19 protein-coding genes, 2 tRNA genes and 1 other annotated feature are annotated in these 21,271 nt (G+C 45.7%); all 21 genes read right to left on the bottom strand.

The genetic code is table 11. The annotated features are described in order from the left end of the window. Positions 1–6: 6 nt before the first annotated feature. The 21 genes from CCC71_RS04315 to CCC71_RS04215 all read right to left on the bottom strand — a co-directional run bounded on the left by CCC71_RS04315 (position 7) and on the right by CCC71_RS04215 (position 21,264). The gene (locus tag CCC71_RS04315; protein ID WP_021840500.1) at positions 7–870 is read right to left on the bottom strand and encodes a prephenate dehydrogenase; all 864 of its coding nucleotides are present in this window, start codon (positions 868–870) and stop codon (positions 7–9) included. A gap of 115 nt (positions 871–985) precedes the next feature. After that, the gene (locus CCC71_RS04310; protein WP_226974582.1) at positions 986–2,338 is read right to left on the bottom strand and encodes an MATE family efflux transporter; all 1,353 of its coding nucleotides are present in this window, start codon (positions 2,336–2,338) and stop codon (positions 986–988) included. Positions 2,339–2,350: 12 nt separating this feature from the next. Beyond that, positions 2,351–2,698, bottom strand: coding sequence for a hypothetical protein (locus CCC71_RS04305; protein WP_021840498.1), 348 nt, complete (start codon positions 2,696–2,698; stop codon positions 2,351–2,353). A gap of 107 nt (positions 2,699–2,805) precedes the next feature. Further along, complete coding sequence (gene hemL, locus CCC71_RS04300; RefSeq protein WP_021840497.1) at positions 2,806–4,095, bottom strand: glutamate-1-semialdehyde 2,1-aminomutase; 1,290 nt, start codon at positions 4,093–4,095, stop codon at positions 2,806–2,808. A gap of 167 nt (positions 4,096–4,262) precedes the next feature. After that, complete coding sequence (gene hemB / locus CCC71_RS04295; protein WP_127059323.1) at positions 4,263–5,237, bottom strand: porphobilinogen synthase; 975 nt, start codon at positions 5,235–5,237, stop codon at positions 4,263–4,265. A 137-nt stretch (positions 5,238–5,374) separates the two neighbouring features. Further along, positions 5,375–6,904, bottom strand: coding sequence for a uroporphyrinogen-III C-methyltransferase (gene cobA, locus CCC71_RS04290; protein ID WP_226974580.1), 1,530 nt, complete (start codon positions 6,902–6,904; stop codon positions 5,375–5,377). Beyond that, positions 6,901–7,839: a hydroxymethylbilane synthase gene (hemC, locus tag CCC71_RS04285; RefSeq protein ID WP_247240111.1), complete on the bottom strand. Its 939-nt coding sequence runs from the start codon at positions 7,837–7,839 to the stop codon at positions 6,901–6,903. Before hemC ends, cobA begins: the two co-directional genes overlap by 4 nt. Beyond that, complete coding sequence (gene hemA, locus CCC71_RS04280) at positions 7,836–9,122, bottom strand: glutamyl-tRNA reductase (RefSeq protein WP_156704333.1); 1,287 nt, start codon at positions 9,120–9,122, stop codon at positions 7,836–7,838. Before hemA ends, hemC begins: the two co-directional genes overlap by 4 nt. Next, positions 9,091–9,726, bottom strand: coding sequence for a precorrin-2 dehydrogenase/sirohydrochlorin ferrochelatase family protein (locus CCC71_RS04275; RefSeq protein WP_156704331.1), 636 nt, complete (start codon positions 9,724–9,726; stop codon positions 9,091–9,093). Before CCC71_RS04275 ends, hemA begins: the two co-directional genes overlap by 32 nt. A 107-nt stretch (positions 9,727–9,833) precedes the next feature. Beyond that, on the bottom strand, positions 9,834–10,454 hold the full coding sequence (locus CCC71_RS04270; RefSeq protein ID WP_156704329.1) for a DivIVA domain-containing protein: 621 nt from the start codon (positions 10,452–10,454) through the stop codon (positions 9,834–9,836). Between the two features lie 17 nt (positions 10,455–10,471). Continuing rightward, positions 10,472–11,257: a YlmH family RNA-binding protein gene (locus CCC71_RS04265; RefSeq protein ID WP_021840490.1), complete on the bottom strand. Its 786-nt coding sequence runs from the start codon at positions 11,255–11,257 to the stop codon at positions 10,472–10,474. 8 nt (positions 11,258–11,265) lie between these two features. Continuing rightward, positions 11,266–12,066, bottom strand: a complete 801-nt coding sequence (gene proC, locus CCC71_RS04260) for a pyrroline-5-carboxylate reductase (RefSeq protein WP_247240108.1) — start codon at positions 12,064–12,066, stop codon at positions 11,266–11,268. 12 nt (positions 12,067–12,078) lie between these two features. After that, on the bottom strand, positions 12,079–12,570 hold the full coding sequence (locus tag CCC71_RS04255) for a cell division protein SepF (RefSeq protein ID WP_247240107.1): 492 nt from the start codon (positions 12,568–12,570) through the stop codon (positions 12,079–12,081). Positions 12,571–12,597: 27 nt separating this feature from the next. Beyond that, positions 12,598–13,284, bottom strand: coding sequence for a YggS family pyridoxal phosphate-dependent enzyme (locus CCC71_RS04250; RefSeq protein WP_021840487.1), 687 nt, complete (start codon positions 13,282–13,284; stop codon positions 12,598–12,600). A gap of 115 nt (positions 13,285–13,399) precedes the next feature. Beyond that, positions 13,400–14,263, bottom strand: coding sequence for a peptidoglycan editing factor PgeF (gene pgeF, locus CCC71_RS04245; protein ID WP_247240106.1), 864 nt, complete (start codon positions 14,261–14,263; stop codon positions 13,400–13,402). Next, entirely contained in the window at positions 14,247–16,067 is a 1,821-nt protein-coding gene (locus CCC71_RS04240; RefSeq protein ID WP_247240105.1) for a radical SAM protein, read from the bottom strand. Before CCC71_RS04240 ends, pgeF begins: the two co-directional genes overlap by 17 nt. A 164-nt stretch (positions 16,068–16,231) precedes the next feature. Further along, positions 16,232–17,671 (bottom strand): sodium:solute symporter family protein, encoded by a 1,440-nt coding sequence (locus CCC71_RS04235; protein WP_296333068.1) that lies wholly within the window; start codon positions 17,669–17,671, stop codon positions 16,232–16,234. 181 nt (positions 17,672–17,852) lie between these two features. Continuing rightward, positions 17,853–18,062: a binding site (T-box leader), on the bottom strand. Positions 18,063–18,338: 276 nt separating this feature from the next. Continuing rightward, positions 18,339–19,529, bottom strand: a complete 1,191-nt coding sequence (gene tuf / locus CCC71_RS04230; protein WP_296333065.1) for an elongation factor Tu — start codon at positions 19,527–19,529, stop codon at positions 18,339–18,341. 131 nt (positions 19,530–19,660) lie between these two features. Next, positions 19,661–21,022 carry an amino acid permease gene (locus CCC71_RS04225; RefSeq protein ID WP_247240178.1) on the bottom strand — a complete coding sequence of 454 codons (1,362 nt, stop codon included), beginning with the start codon at positions 21,020–21,022 and terminating at the stop codon, positions 19,661–19,663. An 80-nt stretch (positions 21,023–21,102) separates the two neighbouring features. After that, positions 21,103–21,179 (bottom strand) — tRNA-Met (locus tag CCC71_RS04220). A gap of 9 nt (positions 21,180–21,188) precedes the next feature. Further along, positions 21,189–21,264: transfer RNA gene (locus tag CCC71_RS04215), tRNA-Thr, on the bottom strand. Positions 21,265–21,271 lie beyond the last annotated feature (7 nt).

Here is a 21,271-nt window from a genome sequence, read left to right as displayed (position 1 = left end):
ATCCTCCTATAAAAGGGAAAATTTATCACGAATCTGCTTCGCATTACTCAAATATAATTCAAGTGTATCATCATCCGCAGTTAAAAGTAAATTTTTAATAATTGATATTTGCTTCTCTAAATCTGATAACGCTCGCACCACTTCATCACGGTTGCCCGTTATGATTTCGCGCCACATATGGGGATTACCGCCCGCTACACGAGTAACATCGCGAAAACCGCCCGCTGCCAAGCGAAGGCGTAAATCGCCGTATTCATCGCCCCCGGCAATGGTGGCGATCATGGAGGCCACGGTATGAGGCATATGACTTATGGTGGCCATAAACCCGTCATGAACACTCATGGGAATACACTCTACGCGGCTGCCCAACAGTTTGCCCATTTGAGCCAATTCAGCCGCAGCCTCCGCATCCCAACCGTCTTTAACGTCATCTTCCAAGACAATCCATGTGCAATTCTTAAACAAATCCGCCTTGGCCATGTCATAGCCGCCTTTTTCAGACCCGGCCATGGGATGAATCGATACAAATTTAGCCCCTTCGGGCAAATGTTGTTTCACCGTACCGGCAAAATTCGTCTTCGTACTGGACACATCAGTTATAAGAGTGCGAGGCCGGATGAGCGGTGCCAGCTCCTCAAACAGCCTCGCATTCGTGTCAGGCGGCAAGGCGAATACCAAAATATCCGCCTCCGCTACCACTTGTTTGGGATCGGTATACGCACGAGCCACAACCTTATCGACCAAAGCCGCTTCACAAATCTCCGGGCGCCGTGCATAACCAATCACTTCATAATCTGTATATTTCGCCAACCCTTTTGCCAAAGACCCGCCGAGTAAACCTAAACCAATAATACCTACCTTACGCTTCATTCTTCTTCCTCTGACTCTCTTTTTTACTAAAATCTACTATACTACACGAATCTTCACTTCCATTGAAGATTCAAGCGGATTGAATTTAATACTTTTTCAAAAAAGCAAACAGACCTCACACCGTTTCTTCAATCAGCTTCTTGTTCTTCCATTTACCGCTGTGCCAACGCCATACAAATATGATGGCCCGCACACCTTCATCGATGGCCATAGCAATCCAAATGCCTACGAGCCCCCAACCGAGCCAAACGCCCAAAATAAAGGACAAGTTAACGGCACACAGCCACATGCCAAAGATACCTACAATCATCGGCGTCCTGATATCACCGGCCGCCTGTAAACACTGAACCATAATAATATTAACCGTTCGTCCGATTTCCAGGAATATTTCAATCAACATAATCGTCTTGCCGAGCGTAATAATCTCCTGTTCGTCCGTGAAAAAGGCAAATATATAATCACTCAACAGATAGAACGATACGGACAAGGTCAGGCTGATTGCCATGCCTAGCCACATGGTATGCCACACACGCCCGGAAATCTCGTCTTCCCTGTCGGCACCAACCAAAAAGCCTACGATAATCTGCGCCGCATTGGCGAGGGCAATGGTGTACATGTAACAGAACATGGAAATAATGTAGGCATATACCTTCGTATTAATAACCATGATACCAAAAATGTTGACCATTTTCATAATCGTGGTCTGCGATAACTGATAAGACAGCGTTTCGCCGCCGGATGGCACGCCGATGTGCAGCAACCGTTTTAACGTTTCTTTAGGGAACGGTTTTAAATAAGACCAGGACAACTTAACATTGAGCTGGGTTTTGAATAAATAAAATACCAAGAGCAGACCTAAGCCTTTGCTCAAGGCTGTGGATATGGATACGCCCAACACGCCCATAGACGGAATAGGACCCCAACCGTAGATTAATACCAAGTTACTGAAAATGTGTACTACGTTCATAACGAAGGCCACGCACATGGTAATAACCGGCAAGGAAAAACCGCGGAAGGTAGCCACAAAAGCCGTATAAATCCCCGTAATCGGAATACTCGCGGCTACAATCGTCATATAAAGACTCGTATCATCGATGATTTCTTCCGGTACGCCGAGCCACTCAAAGAGCATGCGATAGGCTACCAAAATAAACAGCGCCGCAATGGAACTGAATACGAAGTTAAAGGCAATACTTACGGTTGTTACTTCGTTGATCTTAGTCGGATTTTTGGCCCCCAAATATTGAGCAATCAAAATCGTTGTAGCCGTACTCATAACGGTAATCAGGAAGATGAAAATATTCATAATCTGATTCGCATTGGCTACAGCGGCTACCGCTTCTTGGGAATAGTGACTCATCATAAACTGGTCAATATTCCCAATAAGCATTTGCAAGAATATCTCGATAAATATAGGCCAGCTTAAAGTGACAACGGATAGGCTGGCACTTTTTTTGACACTTCTCATACACGAACCTCGTTATATTTTGATTAATGCGTCGTGTTCGATCAAACATTGCCAATCGGCAACCAATCGGTATTTAGCCTGTGCTTGTGCCATATCCCAGTTCTCCCCTTCCGGGAACCAATTGCTCGGCATACAGCCGCCCTTGGCAAAATTGATGGCATAGCCCATTTTGCGAACTTCTTTGGACGCCCACCAAGCACCGATCGCCTCACGACCTTCTAAATAAATATTTTCCATGTGGGTGGCTTCCAACCAGTGGGTAATTTCATCCCAATATTCTTTGGGAATTACACTTTTGGCCAAACATTCTTGTAAACTCTTGCGAGCAGCCGCCACCATTTCGGGAGTCAACGTTTGCATAATTCTATCTCCTCCGTATTAGCACAAGACCCCTTCCAAATGGCAGGGGTCTAACATTTGATTATCTAATTTTTATTATAACATCGCTCTAGCTACTTCGCCACTTTTTATAAAGTTGCAAAGGCTTCGTCAGCTACGGCCAAGGTATGTTCAATATCCTTAGCAGAATGTTGTGCCGACATGAAGTTGCTTTCATACTGACTTGGTGCATAATAAATGCCGTGACTCAAGTTGTAATGGAAGAATTTCTTGAACGCTTCCATATCACAAGCGGATGCATCATCAAAATTAAGTACCGGTTTGTCACTGAAGAACAAGGTAAACATGGAGCCTACATATTGTACTTGTACCGGTACATTATGTTTAGCCGCCAATTCTTTAAGGCCTTGGCAAAGTGTTTCGGTGGATTGATTAATCCGTTTAAACACAGTCGGATCTTGTTGCAAAATACTGAGCGTTGCTAACCCCGCCGTTACGGCAATCGGATTACCGCTCAGTGTACCGGCCTGATAAATAGGACCGGCCGGAGCTACTTGGCTCATGATTTCACGGGAGCCGCCAAACACGGCCATTGGTAAGCCGCCGCCAACGATTTTACCGAGGCAAGTCAAATCCGGTTTAATATTGTATTTCTTCTGCGCACCGCCGGAGCTGGCACGGAAGCCGCACATAACTTCATCAAAAATAAGCAATGCGCCGTGAGCCTTGGTCAATTCACGAAGTGTTTCCAAGAAGCCCGGAACAGGTGGTACACACCCCATATTACCGGCTACCGGTTCTACAATAACTGCGGCAATAGCATGGCCTTCTTTTTCAAATAAAGCTTTGATTGCATCAATATCATTATATGGTACGGTCAACGTATCAGCAGCCACACCGGCCGGTACCCCCGGACTATCGGGCACACCGAAAGTGGCAAGGCCGGAGCCGGCTTTTACGAGCAAGCCGTCACTGTGGCCGTGATAGCAACCGATGAATTTAACGATTTTATCGCGGCCCGTATAACCACGAGCTACACGGAGGGCACTCATAGTCGATTCCGTACCGGAGTTAACCATGCGGAGCATTTCCATATTCGGCATGAAAGCCTGGATTTTTTTAGCCAATTCCGTTTCGAGCAAAGTTGGCGCACCATAGCTGGTGCCGCGTAAAACGGCTTCTTGCAATGCCGCTACGATTTCCGATTTGGCATGGCCAAGAATCATAGGCCCCCAGGATAATACATAGTCAATGTATTCATTGCCGTCAATATCATAGATGCGGTCGCCGGAAGCAGAGCTGATGAACGGCGGTTCGGAACCCACACTGCGATACGAGCGAACCGGACTGTTTACGCCGCCCGGCATATATGCTTTAGCTTCGTTAAAAGCTTGCTTAGATTTATCTAATGTAAACATAATCTTCTCCTTATGATACTAACGACAATGGGTATTAAAAGTCTTGTGCTCAAATGATGTATTTGGCACACATTGTGCCTCGTCCGCAATTAAAACGATGCTGACAATTATTTGCGCAACCAAAACTGTGCTGACAATTATTTGCGCAACCAAAACGGTACTAACAATTATTTGCGCAACCAGCGAGCTACGTCGAGTGCATGGTAGGTGATGATAATTTTAGCGCCCGCCCGTTTCATGGATAACAACGTTTCCAAAACGATGCGTTTTTCATCAACCAAGCCCTGCTGCGCAGCGGCTTTAACCATCGCATATTCACCGCTTACATTATAAACGGCCAGCGGATAGTCAAAGTTATCTCGCGCTTCGCGTACGATATCGAGGTACGAAAGAGCCGGTTTAATCATGATAATATCGGCGCCTTCACGAATGTCGAGCTCGATTTCACGCATGGCTTCGAGGCGGTTAGCTTCGTCCATCTGATAACCTTTACGGTCACCGAATTCCGGTGTAGAATGAACCGCATCACGGAACGGACCATAATAAGCGCTGGCGTATTTAGCGGCATAGCTCATGATGGATACATTGGTAAAACCGGCGTCATCGAGAGCTTCACGAATTACGGCTACACGGCCGTCCATCATATCCGACGGAGCCACCATATGAGCGCCTGCTTCCGCATGGCTTACGGCTACTTTGGCGAGCAACGGTAATGTTTCGTCATTTAATACTTCATGGTTTTCAACACAGCCGCAATGACCGGTGCTGGTGTACTGACATAAGCATACGTCAGATACCACGATGAGTTCCGGTACTTCTTTGCGAATCGCTTTGATAGCTTGTTGGACCGGTTGTTCCATATCCCAAGCGGACGAACCTTGTTCATCTTTATACGTTGGCAAGCCGAAAATTTCTACACCCAAAATACCAAGGGCATGTGCTTCTTTAGCCACTTTTACCGCTTCGTCAACGGATAAGTGATATTGTCCCGGTAACGATGTAATTTCTTCCTTAACGCCGGTGCCCGGTACAATAAACAACGGGTAAATCAAATCTTCTACATTGAGCGTTGTTTCACGAACCAGAGCTCGCATGGCCGGTGTTGTCCGCAAACGGCGCGGACGATAGGTTAAGTCTAACATTATTCATCGTCTCCTTTATTTATATGAGTACTACCTTTTTATTGTAGTACGATTTTTTAAAACTAGCCAGTGTATTCTACTAAGGGCTACTTTAAGGTACTGCTTTTATTTCAAATTTGCCTTGTGTCAATACAGATTTATTCTGCTGAAGCGTTTTTCGCCACGTCTGCTTTAATCATATCGACCATGGCCGGAATGGTAAAGGTTTCACCGATTAAATCCGGTTGAATGCCATGTTCCACGCAAGTAGCGGCCGTAATAGGTCCGATGCAGGCAACACGGGCTTTTTTAATCAATTCGGCGCCGTCTTTACCAAGCATGGTTAACGTATTGGTTACCGTTGACGAGCTGGTGAAAGTAATATAATCGGCTTCACCGTTAGCTAAGGTTTCACGCAAAGCATCGGCCTGCGAGTCGTCCAACACGGTTTCGTATAAACGCGCTACGGTTACGTCGGCGCCGGCCGCTTTAAGGCCTTCCGGAATTACTTTACGCGCTACTTTCGGTTGAATTAATAACGCTTTGTCGCCTTTTTCAAGGATTGGTGCCAATGCTTTCACAACGGATTCGCCTTTGTAGTCGCTAGGAATAATATCGGCTAAGAGGCCTTTGTCATGCAAAGCTTTAGCTGTGGCACTGCCGATGGCACAAATTTGAGCAGTGCCCAGTACACGACTGTCTTTGCCCAAAGTTTCCAAGGCTTTGAAGAAATAACGAACCCCTTCGGCAGAGGTAAACACAACCGTTTTATAAGTACCGGCATTAAGAATGGCTTCTTTTTCCGCTGCGCCAACCGGTAAAGCTTGCGTCTTAATAGCCGCTGCTTCAATGACATTAGCGCCCAGTTCTTCCAGTTTTTCACTCAAAACACTGGCTTTCGAACGAGCCCGGGTTACGAGTACGTTTTTGCCAAAAAGCGGTTTATTATCGAACCAACGGAGTGAATCGCGCAGGCTTACTACATTGCCTACCGTAATAATGGACGGCGGCTTAATACCGGCTTTTTTCACATCTTCAGCCACATGTTCCAAGGTGGAAATCAAAGTCTGCTGAATAGGTTTGGTACCCCAACGAATAACGGCAACCGGTGTATCTTTAGGGCGACCGTATTGCATGAGTTTTTGTGAAATCATCGGCAAATTACCGACACCCATAACGAAGCTGATGGTATCAACGGCGGTAGCTAAGCCTTCCCAGTTGATGCCGGATTCGTTTTTAGTCGGATCTTCATGACCCGTTACAATGGCAAAAGACGTCGCCATGGCGCGCTGAGTCACAGGAATGCCCGCATAGGCCGGCGCCGAAATACCGGAGGTCACGCCCGGTACAAATTCAAAGGGAACGCCCGCTTTGGCAAGTTCCAACGCTTCTTCACCGCCGCGACCGAAAATGAGCGGATCGCCGCCCTTTAGACGAGCTACAATCTTGCCTTCTTTACCGTATTTAACAAGTAATTCATTGATTTCGTATTGATGCAAGGTATGATGTTTGCACTGTTTACCTGCATAAATAAGCTCTACATCGGGACGAGCCCAACGCAATAAATGTTCATCCGCCAAATAATCATAGACGATGACATCTGCTTTCTCTATACATTCACGACCTTTAACTGTGATTAATTTATAATCCCCGGGACCTGCCCCAATTAAATACACCATACCCGTCATTGAATTACACCCTCCTGAATCAACTCTTCGATGATATGTTTGCCGCCTTCTTCATATAAAGCTTTGGCTAAGTTGCGGCCGATAATGTCAGCCGTTTTCTTAGGACCCGTTAACTCCCCTTCATAACAGTTTTTACCGTCAAGGGATGAAATGATAGCCTTCAAAGTTAACTGGCCTTTATGGATTGTACCGTGGACGCCCATCGGAACTTGGCAGCCCCCTTGCAATTGACGCAAGAAGCTACGTTCACCGCGAGTACACCACATGGTATCTTCGTCATTAAGTTTAGCCAGCATGTCGAGCATTTCCGTGTCATCACTGCGACATTCGATAGCAAGGGCACCTTGCCCTACAGCTGGAATCAATTCATCGGCTGTAAAAACTTGAGTGATTTGATCGGCGAGGCCCAAACGTTTAAGACCGGCCTGAGCCAACACGATGGCATCAAAGTTTTCTTCTTCCAGTTTACGAAGTCTGGTCTGTACATTACCGCGCAATACATTAATCTGTAAATCCGGACGATGATGTAAGAGTTGTGCCTGACGACGCAAGCTGCTGGTTCCCACTTTAGCGCCCTGCGGCAATTGGTCGAGGGTCTTATATTTTGGCGAAACCAAAGCATCGCAAGGAGTTTCACGTTTTGTAATGGCCCCCAAGGTCAACCCTTCCGGCAAATCCGTAGGCATATCTTTTAAGCTGTGAACAGCAATATCAATGGAGCCTTCTCGCATGGATGCTTCCAATTCTTCCGTGAAAAGTCCTTTACCACCGATGGCGGCTAAGGGCTTTTCTAAAATACGGTCACCCTTGGTGCTGTGGTGAACAAGTTCAACTTCACAACCGGGGAACAGTCGTTGTAGCTCAGAGCCGACAAATTCAGCCTGCCATAAAGCCAAAGCACTGCTGCGCGTACCTATACGAATTATATTTCTCATAAGGATTTTCGCTCCTTTTCTAAGTCAAACATATCATGGAACAGTTTCCAGTATTCATTTTCTTCGTCTTTACCGGCCACTTCGCCAAAGCGAATCATCGGATCGCGTAACAATTTACGCACAATCATGCGGGACATGTTGTCCATAATTTTGCGCAGGCGATCATCCGCATCCGGTAATTTTGCTAAGGCGCGGTGTAATTCGCGTTTGCGAGTACGTTCCGCTTTATCACTTAAGAGTACCATCATCGGACGAACGGACAAGTACCCTAATTTTTCCTCTATTTCATCAATTGCTTCAGCAATTATCGGTTTCGCTTTTTCCGCTTCCAATTCACGCTGATGTTTATTTTCTTCAACAACGCTCTCCAAGGAGTCAATATTAAATAAGTACACATCATCAATTTCGGATACATCCGGGTCAATATCACGCGGAACGGCAATATCAATCATCACAATAGGGTTACCTTGACGATTAGCCGCAATTTTAGCCGCTTCTTCGGGCCCGATTATATAATGCGGTGCGCCCGTGGAGGTAATTAAAATATCCGCCTCTTTGGCTTGATCGATAAAGCTGTCAAAGGAAATAGCCTGACCGCCGAATCGTTTAGCCAACGCTTCCGCTTTATGGTAAGTTCGATTGGATACAAAAATGCTCTTAACCCCTTTGGACTGAAGATGGGTAGCCGTCAATTCACTCATTTCACCGGCTCCCAAAACAAGCACTTTTGCCTCACTCATCGGTTTTGTCAGGCAATCTTCCGCCAAATTTACCGCCGCATAACTTACGGATACCGGCGTATTGGCAATGCCTGTAACGGTGCGCACTTTTTTACCGACACTGATGGCTCGTTGGAAAATGATATTAAAAATAGGACCGGTCAAGCCGCGACTATACGCCGAAATATAGGCCATCTTAAGCTGACTTAATATCTGACCTTCCCCGAGCACCAACGAATCGAGGCTGGATGCTACATTAAATAAATGTGCCAATAAATCGTGTCCTTCATACATGAAGAACCAGTCATCTTCAATCTCCATGTCTTCGACGCCTTTTAAATGCTGTAATAAATGAAGCATGAACTGTTTCGGATTTTCCACATCTTCCAACACCGCATATAATTCGGTACGATTACATGTAGATAAAAGGACACATTCCGCTACTTGTTCATGTTCATACACATGATTAATGGCTTCGCTTATTTCCGTTTTATCAAAAGAAAATACTTCACGCACGTTTACCGGTGCACTTCTATGATTTAAACCTAATACGATTAATTTCATCGCTCAATATATCCTCCACACATTTCCAATCACCCTCTATTATCTTAATCAACTCTTTTTGACCTAAATGTTTTTGCCAAAATTCTTCACGTTCCGCCGGCGTTGTCAAAAGCTCACGTACCGTTTTACGCATTTCTCTGAGAGCCGGCAACATCTCGGCTACTGCCCCATAGCGATTAGCCAAGTCTTTTTTGATTAAACGACTTAATCGAGGACTTACCCGTCCGGTAAATATGGCAAATTCCAAATCTCCCACTGTTACCGTCGCCGGAAAGGTAAAATCACAATCACTGCGGTCATCCGCCCGGTTTACCAAGGCCCCCAAGGCTCTGGCCTTCTTAGCACACATTGCATTGAGCTCACTGTCACTCGTTGCCAATAACACAAAATCCGCTGCCAAATCAACGGATTCATCATAAGCCGCTTTTTGCCACACTAATTGATTGTCAGCGGCCCACTCGGCTATCTTAGCCGTCACTTCGGGACTTACTACGGTTACTTTGGCGCCTTCCTTAAGGAACAGCCCGATTCGGCGCTCCGCTACGGCACCGCCGCCGATAACCAAACAACGTTGACCGGTCAGTCGTAAGGCCATTGTAATCATATTGCCTCACTTTCTTAGAACTTCATTTTATCTTTTTTATGAAATTCTTTCATATGTTCTTTATATCAAAATCGGCTTGATATAAATCAAGCCGATTAACACTCTATTTATTTATTATCTTCGCTTGTTTCCGTGGATGCTGCTTCTTCAGCCTGTTCCACAGCCGCCTGAGCCGCCAATACATCCTCGGCTACGCCGGCATTACTATGAATTGTTGAATTGTCTTCGGCTGCTGCCGCAATTACTTCATCGATATTAACTTTCTCAAGTTGTACTTTGCTGTCACCTAACACATAGCCATCCACCATTTGCATTTGCGAGTTCAAAAGGGATTCCATACGGGCTTTGAAAACAGCTACTTCATTACGAATGACTGCATATTTTTCGCAACCTTCACGCAACTGACGTTCAGCTTCCGCAATAATTTGACGACGTTGCTGTTCGGCTTCCTGAATGATGAGATCTGCTTCTTTACGAGCAGAATTTTTAACATTTTCGCCCGTTTCCTGAGCCAATACTAAAGCATCATTCATAGTAGCTTCCATTTTTTCGTATTGAGCAATGCGTTTTTCGAGTTGTTCAATTTTATCCGTCATTTCACGATTATCGCGATATAAGGTTTCATAATCATGGACCAATTCGGCCATAAACGCGTTAACCGCTTCCTTGTCGTACCCACGAAAGCCTGTTTCAAACTCTTTATTGTGAATATCCATTGGTGTAATCATACAGCTTACCTCCTAATTTACATGAATCGTTTGAGATAGACACCGATGCGCCCCTTGCGAGAGGTGCCGGTAATTTCCTCAATTTTCATTCGTCCACGACCTCGAAGCGATATAATATCTCCTTCTTTGACTTCTTGTGCCGGTCCCTTGGCCGGTTGCCAGTTTACTTGCACAAGTCCCGCATTGATTGAACTAACCACTTTGGTGCGGGATACGCTGAATCCGGAAGAAGCTACCGCATCCAGCCGCAAAGAAGCAACCGTGGTTCGTATTTCTTTAATTTTTTCTTCTTTCGGTTGGATTTCGGCTATATCCATATCATCCACCGAAACGGACACCATGGCGATTTTTGTAAAATTCTGTTTCACATAGTCCGCCATTGCAGCATCCACTATTAATTGAGCACCACCGGTTTGCATAATAATATCACCGAAATTGGTGCGCTCAATGCCAAGCCCCATGAGCGAGCCCAACACATCACGATGAGTAAGCAAACGGAAACGCGGATCCCATGACACTTTTAAGGCTTTAATGCCTAAATCTACGGTGCCTTGAAAATCGGCTTCTACGAATGCTACGCGAATGCGCTCGGCTCCTTCATAGCCACCGCCGAATTCTACCTTAAGTTGCGGTAAATTCGCTTTAATTGCGTCGGCAATCACAAGTCCTGCCGGCGACATAAACTCGGTCACCCGATATGGCTTGCCCGCCACCACTTGCTCGGCTAAGTCGAGCATGCGGCGAGCTTCTTCGCCACTACCGGATGCTTCAAAATATCGAATTAATTTTTCTTTATCTTTCACAAATCCTCCTAATGCTTGCCAAGTTCCAAAGAGCGTTCATAACATGCCACAACACCCTCTTGCAAGGCGGAGCGAAGGCCTTCTTTTTCCATTTTGGCAATGCCTGCAATCGTCGTACCGCCCGGAGACGTTACTTGATCGCGCAATACCGCCGGATGATTCCCCGTTTCGAGTGCCATTTTACCGGCACCGAACAAAGTATACGCAGCCGCTTTAATGGCCACTTTACGGGTCAATCCCAACCGCACGCCCGCATCAGCCAAAGCATCCATGATAACGAATGCATAGCCCGGGCCGGATCCGGAAATCGCCGTCAACCGTTCCAAATCGGCTTCGGAACAAACGACGGCTTCACCGATGGCCCCAAATAAGGCACTCAGTTCAGCCGTAACGGTTTCATTGCCTTTACTGCCTGCCGTAAGCGCCGTCAAGCCGGCTCCCACCACCACAGGTGTATTCGGCATAGCACGATACCATACGGCCTGCGGAATCGCCGCTTCCAAAGTACTAAGGGTTACGCCTGCCGCCACGGACAAACAAGTTGTCCCGGCCGGCAAGATTTTGAATTGCGGCAATACTTCAGGCAATACTTGCGGTTTGACTGCCCAAATGACAGTTTTAACATCCTTTATATCAGGCAATTCAGTGCCTGCATTGACGTTTAATTCTTCACGCAATGCGTGGGCACTGGCTTCAGTTTTTACTAATACATATACAGCTTGGGGCTCAACCAAGCGATTAGCTAAGGCACCACGCAAAATGGCACCGCCCATCGCACCGGCTCCAATGAATAAAATTTGGCCTGCCATGCTGACCTCCTATTATAATTGAGGTTCTTTCCATGTGAATTGATCCGACATGTCGTTATAGCTCTTGTCGTTATAATCAACTGTTACATTTACGGGTACACAAATAAAAATATCTTTACCGATTTTTTCCAATTTGCCGTCTAAAGCAAAGGTGGCGCCGCTCACAAAATCAACAATGCGCGCCGATTCATGAGGGTCGGTTTTTTCAAAATTAATTACTACGGGACGCATATCGCGAAGTTCGTTAGTAATACGTTCGGAATCTTCAAATACTGTTGGTTCGACAATGACTACTTTCATTGAATTAGGACGTTGGGCCACGGTGTTATATCCTCCTGTTTTTGCGGGACGAAATGCTGAACTTGTTGTGTTGGTCTGCGGTGCCGTCTGCGGAACCGGCTCATCATAATCAGGACCTGAATTTTCCGTGTATTCATCTTCATCATATACGTCATGGTCATTACCAAAAAACATTTGCTTAATACTATTCCAACTTAAACTCATTAATAAACCCTCCTACAACGCGCTATTTTAATCATATACTCGGTTACCAAAAATTGCGGTGCCAACGCGAATCATATTCGCGCCTTCTCCCAAAGCCACTTCAAAGTCATGGGTCATTCCCATGGACAAATATTCAATCTGTCCTTCCGGGAATTGGGATTTCATATCCTCATATAATGCATGGGCTACTCGAAAAATAGGACGAGCCTCTTCAGGATCTTCGAAAAAAGGTGCCATGCACATCAATCCTTTGACTCTTACATTCGGCAATGTCTTCGCATAATCGCGCACTTCCGGAAAGTCCTCTACTGTCAACCCGGACTTACTTGCTTCCCGAGCCACATTGACTTGCAGCAAAACATCTTGTATTTTGCCACATTTAGCGGCCACTTTATTTATCTCATCCAGTAGCTTACTGCTATCTACAGAGTGTATTAAGGAAAACAATGGAACAGCTTGTCGCACTTTGTTCATTTGCAAATGACCAATCAAGTGCCATTCCAGCTCCGGTCCATTGTAAGTCAACAACTTCTCCTTCGCTTCCTGGACCCGATTTTCTCCCACTGTGCGGACGCCTAATTGCGCCACCGTTTCCACTGCTGATACAGGATGATTTTTTGTCACAGCTATGAGCGTTACCCGGTCAGTGCGACCTGCTTTCGCCATGGCATCAGCCATCCGCTTTTGCACAGCTTCCAACGCGTCTTTTATCATAGCTTACCCCCTTATGCACCAGCATACGCTCGTTAGTGCATGTAAAAAATACTTTCATGCGATAATATTATATAATAAATAAGCTAAAATGCCAATGAAAATATGAGTAAATCGGTCATTTCTTCTGTTTTCTAAGCATTGCAAATAATGCCATTCGACCGGTTTTGCCAAACTCACGACGATACGAATAACAACCGGGTGCCGTCATACTATCTGTAGGAGACACGGTAATCTGCTGTAAAGGTACGCCGATTTGGCGTAAATCCTGCACGATAAACTGCTGCAAATTAACATGCGGCGTCTGAATTCCCTTGTCTGCCCGATAGCGATAACCGACAATCTGATCCGGAATATAGGATGCTTTGCGAAAGGTTTCCGCCAGTTCTTCACTAACTTCGAAGGAATTATAATGAATGGACGGGCCGAGGTATACATGACAGTCTTGCGGCCGTGTACCATAGGCATTCCCCATCGCTTCCATCGTCAAAATCGGCACATGACCGATAGTCCCGCGCCAGCCGGCATGAATGACCGCTACGGCATGGTGGTTCGGGTCATACACCAAAACGGGCACACAATCGGCTACCAAGAGTAATAACGGTACTTCTTCCAAGCAGGTAAATATGGCATCACTATTAGGGATAGCTTTGTCCATCTGAAAAGCACCGGCCCCCACATTCGCTTCCGTCACTTCGGAAATCTCCGTGCCGTGCACCTGCTGCGCACAGGTTAACAGCTCCGGTCCGACCCGTAAATGTTTGGCCAAACGGCGGCGATTTTCCCAAACGGCTTCTATATCATCGCCTACATGAAGGCCTAAATTAAATGAATCAAAAGGCTTCTTAGAAACACCGCCAAAGCGCCGGGTCACACCGTGCATCAGTGGAAAACCTGTCAATGTGGCATCTGCTTCAAATTCAAAGGGACGTCCCGGAAAACCGCCACCTTCGCGAATTACGGTTCTATTCTGTCGTGCCATAATCACACCCCGTTTCATTACAAACCCCGCAGCGCCTACAGCCGGCTTGGCAAGGCGCTGTATATGTTTCCGTCAAACTCCGTTGCCACTCAGTCGCCAAGTAACCTTCGGCCAATTGCATATCCAGCATGTCCCAAGGAAGCGGCTCAGTTAGTTCTCTTTCTCGATATAAAGCGCTATCCATATCATAATCAAATTCACGGCAAGCGTTTTTGAAAGCTTTCGCGCCGCCATTTTCAGCGGCATAGGCAATAATCTCACCCAAACGGCGATCACCGCGCGCCAGCACACCTTGAATATAGGCTTCTTTCGGTGATTCCACGAGCACCTCAATGCGTCGGTTCTTGCCAAGCGCTTTCTTGATTGAATTCAGCTTCTTCGTCACTTCTTTTTGGTTCGCCATAGGCATCCATTGAAACGGCGTAAACGGCTTCGGTATAAACGGATTGACACTCAAGGTCAAACGCCCTTTACACCCTGCATCCTGCATGTAGCCGAACACATCATTCGCCATAGTCACAATGGCCTCAATATCTTCATCCGTCTCCGTAGGCAAACCAACCATGATATAGAGCCGAATATGCGGAATGCCCGCCTTCGCCGCCAAGGTTACGGCCTTACGCATATCCTCATTGGAAATGCCTTTGTTAATAACCCGGCGCAGCCTGTCACTGCCTGCTTCCGGTGCTATAGTAATCGTCTGTTGGCCACTGGCGGCGAGTCCATCCACTACGGCTTGGGTCAACGAATCGGCCCGTAAGGAGGCACAGGAATAACGCAAACCTTTTGAACGAATATAAGTCACCAACTCATCAATATCAGGATAATCGGAAATAGCGGCGCCCATGAGTCCCACTTTCTTGTTTAACTCAGCCGCCCTATCTACGCCGGCTTTCAGTAAATCAAGTTTACGCAAACGCGGTGTGCGATAGCAATAACCGGCCATGCAGAAGCGACAATGCCGGCCGCAACCGCGGGCCACTTCTACGATGTACATGGCCCCGAATTCCGTATAATCCGTGGCGATTACCGTTTCCCCCACTGATTCCAACTGTCGCCAATGGCGTGTAACACGAGGCAGATTGTCTTTGGCGGAATCTTCTGCTTGCCTTCCAGATTTCGCTTCAAAACCTGTTTCAAAAGCTCCATCTGAATTCATATTATAACCGGCAAAATCACCATTTTCATCATATTGCGGTTCATAGAATTCCGGTACATACACACCTTCCAAGCGACTTAGATTTTTCAAAATATCAATACGCGACTCATTATTCAAACGCCCCTCTTCGATAACGCTTAGCATTTTCGAAATAAGTTCTTCCCCTTCACCGATGATAAACGCATCAATAAAATCCGATAACGGCTCCGGATTAAACGTAGCACAGGGACCGCCGGCAATTACGATAGGATCGCGCTCGATGCGATGAATTCGTTTCACCGGCACACGACCTAATTTCAAAAGCTGCGGTATATTAAAATAATCCATCTCAAAGGTAATATCGATACCGATAACATCACATTCATTGAGTGGTCGTTGCGTCTCCACACTCATAAGCGGCAAACGATGTTTTTCATAATCACGAAGCTCCGACGAGGCCGGCATAAAATACCGTTCACCACAACTTCGTTCACGTAAATTCACTTCTTCATATATAATCTGCAACCCCAAATTACTCATCCCTACGAAATACGTATTCGGATAGACCAAACCAACTTTAAACGGTTTGTGAGGATTGCTTTCTACACGGCTTACTTCATTGGCTCTAAGCGATTGTAAGCCATTTAGTATTTCATTTCTTGTCACGGCGCAACCTCCTCGAGCAAAACACATCTTAATTATTAATTATAGCACGAATTCAATACACAGCGAAAATAAAAGGGCATGAGGTAAATAAAAGGAGCACTCTCAGTTTTAGCCGGAGCACTCCTTACAATATTTAACCCTTACTGTTTTTAAAAAATCTAATTTTAATTCAACGAATTAACCATGCCTTCTTCCGCTGTTTCCCCTTCCAGCGCGGCATCTGTTTTAATAGCCTGACGGCTTACTAAGGTACAAACGCCGAAGGTAATGCTGCACACAATCCATTCCAAATAGATTACATGTGGCACGATGCGTACGGCCGGCACGAAATTCCAGGCAAGCAATGTTACTACAGCCGCCACCAAAGTGTAGAACGCACCGATACGGCTGCAATATTTAGGTGCGAACAAGGTCATCAAGACGATAACCGCGAAAGCTGCCATAAGGCTTAAGCCCTGCATCAAGGTAGCGATGATGCCGCTGATAGTCAGTGCGAAGATGAATGTCATGAGCCCCATAACCACGATGGCAATTTTGGTAATAAGCGTATATTTTTCATCAGTTACATTCGGATTGATAAAACGTTTGTAAATATCCTGGGAGAATAAAGTACCGGAGCTCAACAATAAATTACAAGCGGTACTTTCATCGGCTGCCCAAAGGGCTGCCAAGGTCAAACCGGCCAAAAGCGGATGAAGCGAAACGATTAATTTCGGTAAGGCCAACGCCGGTGCCAAGCCGGGATACAATTCAGCCGCGATTACGCCCAAGTAGGCACTGATGAAACCGATTGGCAACATAATGAGGCCGCCCAAGATGAACCCTTTACGTGCGATGCCCACCGTTTTGGCACCAAGCGAAATTTGAATGATACTCTGCAAGGATAGATTAACGGTAATCAAGGTAACAATCCAAGTCAAAATCGTCATGCCTCCAACACCGTCTACCAAATCAAACATATGAGGCATCGGTGCCTGTGCCTCGATGGCGGCGGTACCGCCAATCATAACAACGGCCATATAAGCAGCGGCAGAAATGCCGATATATTTAAGGGTAACATTCAACAAATTGGAGATGCTGGCGGACCACATGCCGCCCATCATAGTAACGCCGATGAAAACGATGGCACTCATGATCATGCCCGTTGTTACGGTGAAAACATCCGGCAATAAAGCGGCCAAAATGGTACCGCCCGCCACATATTGCAAACTCATAACACAAAGTTGAACCATGATTTGAATCACGATGCCTGCAATACGGCTCTTTTTATCATAGTAGCGCTCCAGCATTTCCGGAACCGTCGTAATCTGCAAACGACGATACCGTTTCGCCACCGTAAGGCCCATCACAATGGCCCCAAGGCCCCAAGCGGCCGTGTACCAGCCGGCGGAAATACCTTTTACATAGGCCTGTTCGGCTCCCCCGATGGTGGATGCCCCGCCAACGGCCAAACCGACGATAGATACGGTAATAAGCGGTGTTGTCATACGACGCCCGGCGAGCACATAATTTTCCGCCTTGCCCGTCGTCAATTTGCGCGACGCCCAGGAAATCACGAAGAGTAATACCACATACAGCCCTACAATCACAGTTGAAATAGTCATTTAAATCGCTCCTCTCTCTGGTGATTGGGGCATATCACCGGCCCGTCCGCCTTTTTCTCAAAACATCATATTAGCAAAATCGCCAACTATGAAATAAAAAATCGCCCCTAAAAAGGGACGATGACGAATCGCGGTACCACCCTCATTGACGATTTCGGAGTATAAAAAAAGAGGGTAGTACCCAAGGGACGGAATATCCGCGGTACCACCCTCATTATCTCGAATCGACCAACTCATAGTTCTTCTAACGACAACCACGCCGGCGCAGCCTACTTAATTCAGCCTTGCAGTTCGGAAAGGAACTTCACACTGTAATCACTGCCGTTTTACACCAACCAACGGCTCTCTGCGCATGCCTTACAGGGCTACTTTCTTTCGTCATAACTTTTACGTTGCTTCCTGCTTTCGAGCTTTGCAATTATGTTGCCCGCTACACTAAGCATTCTGCTTTTTTAAATTGAAATCATTATACGAGAAAACATTTGTCCATGTCAAGCGAAAATTTTATTTTTCTAAAAAAATCTCAGCAACCTTTCGCTATTACGCTCGAGATTTAATATCATGCCCCATAATTAGGACAAAATGACCCATAATTAGGACAAACAAAAATGCCGCCCGGATATCCGAGCGGCATTTTATTAGTTTGTATCAGTGTACGAGTCTGAAATTAGCCTTCGATAATTTCAGTAACAACACCGGCGCCTACTGTGTGGCCACCTTCACGAATCGCGAAACGAAGACCTGCTTCGATAGCGATTGGAGTAATCAATTCAATAGTCATAGTGATGTTATCACCAGGCATACACATTTCAGTACCTTCAGGCAACTGGATAACACCGGTTACGTCAGTTGTACGGAAGTAGAACTGTGGACGGTAGTTGGAGAAGAATGGAGTATGACGGCCACCTTCTTCTTTAGTCAATACGTAAACTTCACCTTTGAATTTAGTATGTGGGTGAATGGAACCCGGTTTAGCCAATACTTGACCACGTTCGATGTCTTTGCGGTCTACACCACGAAGAAGAGCACCAACGTTGTCGCCTGCTACTGCAGAGTCCAAAGTTTTACGGAACATTTCAAGACCGGTTACTACGTAGCTTTCAGCTTTTTCTTTCAAGCCAACGATTTCAACAGTGTCGCCAACTTTAACTTCGCCACGTTCAACACGGCCGGTAGCTACTGTACCACGACCGGTAATTGTGAAAACGTCTTCCACCGGCATCAAGAAAGTTTTGTCAGTGTCGCGTTCAGGAGTTGGGATGTAGTCATCAACTGCCTGCATCAATTCTTTGATTTTTTCTACGTATTTAGGGTCTCCTTCCAAAGCTTTCAAAGCGGAACCTACGATAATAGGTACTTCGTCGCCAGGGAATTCATAAGTAGTAAGAAGATCGCGAACTTCCATTTCTACTAATTCGATCAATTCATCATCGTCAACCATATCTGCTTTGTTCAAGAATACAACGATAGCAGGTACACCTACCTGACGAGCAAGAAGGATGTGTTCACGAGTCTGAGCCATAGGGCCGTCAGTTGCAGCGATAACCAAGATAGCGCCGTCCATCTGAGCAGCACCGGTGATCATGTTTTTAACATAGTCGGCATGGCCCGGGCAGTCAACGTGTGCATAGTGACGATTTTCAGTTTCATATTCTACGTGGGAAGTGTTGATGGTGATACCACGTTCACGTTCTTCCGGAGCTTTGTCGATCATGCTGTAATCTTGGAATTGAGCCTTACCTTCTTCAGCAAGAACTTTAGTGATTGCTGCAGTAAGAGTAGTTTTACCATGGTCAACGTGACCGATAGTACCGATGTTAACATGCGGTTTAGTACGTTCGAATTTTGCTTTTGCCATTGAAGTAATAGCCTCCTTCACAAAAATAATAACCTATATACGCTCATTATAATACAAAAAATCACTAATGAAAAGAATCTAACATTAAAATCCCTAAAAACTACAGGAGATTTTAGGGATTTATTAAAAATTTAGTTGCCGTAATTCTGTTTTAAAGTTTGTAATTTGTAGAAACACCACAACATACCGAACCAAACCGGTGTAAAGAGTAAGGCAATAAGTGTTTCATTATTAAAGGCTAAAGAAACTAATACTAAGAAGTAGAAGCCTAAAATCACGTAGTTCATAAGCGGATATAACGGCATTTTAAACGGATTTTGTTTAGCCAATTCCGGATGCTGTTTGCGATATTTCATATGACAAACCAAGATGATGGCCCAGATGAAAATAAAGCAGAACGTAGACACACTGGTAATCAAAATAAACACGTTTTCAGGCATAATGTACTGCATAATAACGGCGATAAAAATAACCAACGCAGAGAATACAACGGCGTTCATAGGCACCTGATTGGAACGCAAACGGAACATACGACGCGGTGCATTCCCTTCACGAGCCAAAGTGTACACCATGCGGCTTGTACTGAACAAACCACTGTTACAAGCCGATGCAGCCGATGTTAGCACGATAAAGTTAACAATAGCCGCAGCCGCTACGATACCGGCCGCTTTAAATACCTGTACGAACGGACTAGAGTCAGCGTTTACGGCTGTCCACGGATAAATACTCATAATAATTGCCAAGGCACCAACGTAGAAAATAATAATACGAATCGGAATATTGTTGATTGCCTGCGGAATTACCTTCTTAGGATTTTCCGTTTCGCCCGCCGTTAAGCCTACCAGTTCAATCCCCGTAAAAGCAAATACAACCATCTGGAAGGACAACACAAAGCCTTCCCAGCCATTCGGGAACCAACCGCCATGACTCCATAAATTAGAGAAACTTACCGGTCCCACATCGGTCTGGTAGCCGATAAATATTAAATATAAACCGCCGCCGATTAAACCTAAAATGGCGATAACTTTAATTAATGCGAACCAGAATTCCAATTCACCGAAAATTTTGACTGCCATCAAATTCGAAGCGAACAGAATCAGTAAAATACAAAGACTCGGTATCCACGGCTCTACATTCGGTATCCAATACTGGATATATACCCCCGCGGCCGTAACGTCGGCCATGGCCAGCGACACCCAACAGAACCAATAGGTCCAGCCGGTAACAAAAGCGGCGCCCGGTCCAATATATTCTTCAACAAAATCTACGAAAGAATGATGATCTGTATTCGAGAGCAACAGTTCCCCCAAGGCCCTCATCATAAAGAACGAAATCAAACCCGTAATAATATACGCTAACAAAATGGACGGTCCCGCCAAATGAATGGAACGGCCTGATCCTAAAAATAAACCTGTACCTATGGCTCCCCCAATTGCCAACAACTGTACATGTCGATTTTTTAACCCCCTAGCTAACTCCTTCTTCTCGTGCATACAAATGCCCACCTCCAAAATACTAATTTTAATAAAAAAATAAACCCACATTGATATGTGAGTTACCAACTGAAAAATAATGGTGGCGGCACACGGATTTGAACCGCGGACACACCGGGTATGAACCGATTGCTCTAGCCAACTGAGCTATGCCGCCAAGTGTATATGGAGCTAGTGACCGGGATTGAACCGGTGACCTTATCCTTACCAAGGATACGCTCTGCCGACTGAGCTACACCAGCATACGTA

Source organism: Veillonella sp. LMAG:90, assembly GCF_008679445.1.
Lineage (GTDB): Bacteria > Bacillota > Negativicutes > Veillonellales > Veillonellaceae > Veillonella_A.
The sequence above is the reverse complement of the archived record's forward strand: the minus strand, read 5'-3'. Positions and strand labels throughout refer to the sequence as shown.

Coding starts and splice junctions, on each gene's coding strand:
- CCC71_RS04255 (WP_247240107.1), bottom strand. CDS start 12,570: ATGAGTTTAAGTTGGAATAGTATTAAGCAAATGTTTTTTGGTAATGAC.
- hemB (WP_127059323.1), bottom strand. CDS start 5,237: ATGTTAGACTTAACCTATCGTCCGCGCCGTTTGCGGACAACACCGGCC.
- hemL (WP_021840497.1), bottom strand. CDS start 4,095: ATGTTTACATTAGATAAATCTAAGCAAGCTTTTAACGAAGCTAAAGCA.
- CCC71_RS04235 (WP_296333068.1), bottom strand. CDS start 17,671: ATGACTATTTCAACTGTGATTGTAGGGCTGTATGTGGTATTACTCTTC.
- CCC71_RS04275 (WP_156704331.1), bottom strand. CDS start 9,726: ATGATTACAATGGCCTTACGACTGACCGGTCAACGTTGTTTGGTTATC.
- hemC (WP_247240111.1), bottom strand. CDS start 7,839: ATGAGAAATATAATTCGTATAGGTACGCGCAGCAGTGCTTTGGCTTTA.
- hemA (WP_156704333.1), bottom strand. CDS start 9,122: ATGAAATTAATCGTATTAGGTTTAAATCATAGAAGTGCACCGGTAAAC.
- proC (WP_247240108.1), bottom strand. CDS start 12,066: ATGGCAGGCCAAATTTTATTCATTGGAGCCGGTGCGATGGGCGGTGCC.
- CCC71_RS04270 (WP_156704329.1), bottom strand. CDS start 10,454: ATGATTACACCAATGGATATTCACAATAAAGAGTTTGAAACAGGCTTT.
- CCC71_RS04310 (WP_226974582.1), bottom strand. CDS start 2,338: ATGAGAAGTGTCAAAAAAAGTGCCAGCCTATCCGTTGTCACTTTAAGC.
- cobA (WP_226974580.1), bottom strand. CDS start 6,904: ATGACGGGTATGGTGTATTTAATTGGGGCAGGTCCCGGGGATTATAAA.
- CCC71_RS04225 (WP_247240178.1), bottom strand. CDS start 21,022: ATGCACGAGAAGAAGGAGTTAGCTAGGGGGTTAAAAAATCGACATGTA.
- CCC71_RS04250 (WP_021840487.1), bottom strand. CDS start 13,284: ATGATAAAAGACGCGTTGGAAGCTGTGCAAAAGCGGATGGCTGATGCC.
- tuf (WP_296333065.1), bottom strand. CDS start 19,529: ATGGCAAAAGCAAAATTCGAACGTACTAAACCGCATGTTAACATCGGT.
- pgeF (WP_247240106.1), bottom strand. CDS start 14,263: ATGGCACGACAGAATAGAACCGTAATTCGCGAAGGTGGCGGTTTTCCG.
- CCC71_RS04305 (WP_021840498.1), bottom strand. CDS start 2,698: ATGCAAACGTTGACTCCCGAAATGGTGGCGGCTGCTCGCAAGAGTTTA.
- CCC71_RS04315 (WP_021840500.1), bottom strand. CDS start 870: ATGAAGCGTAAGGTAGGTATTATTGGTTTAGGTTTACTCGGCGGGTCT.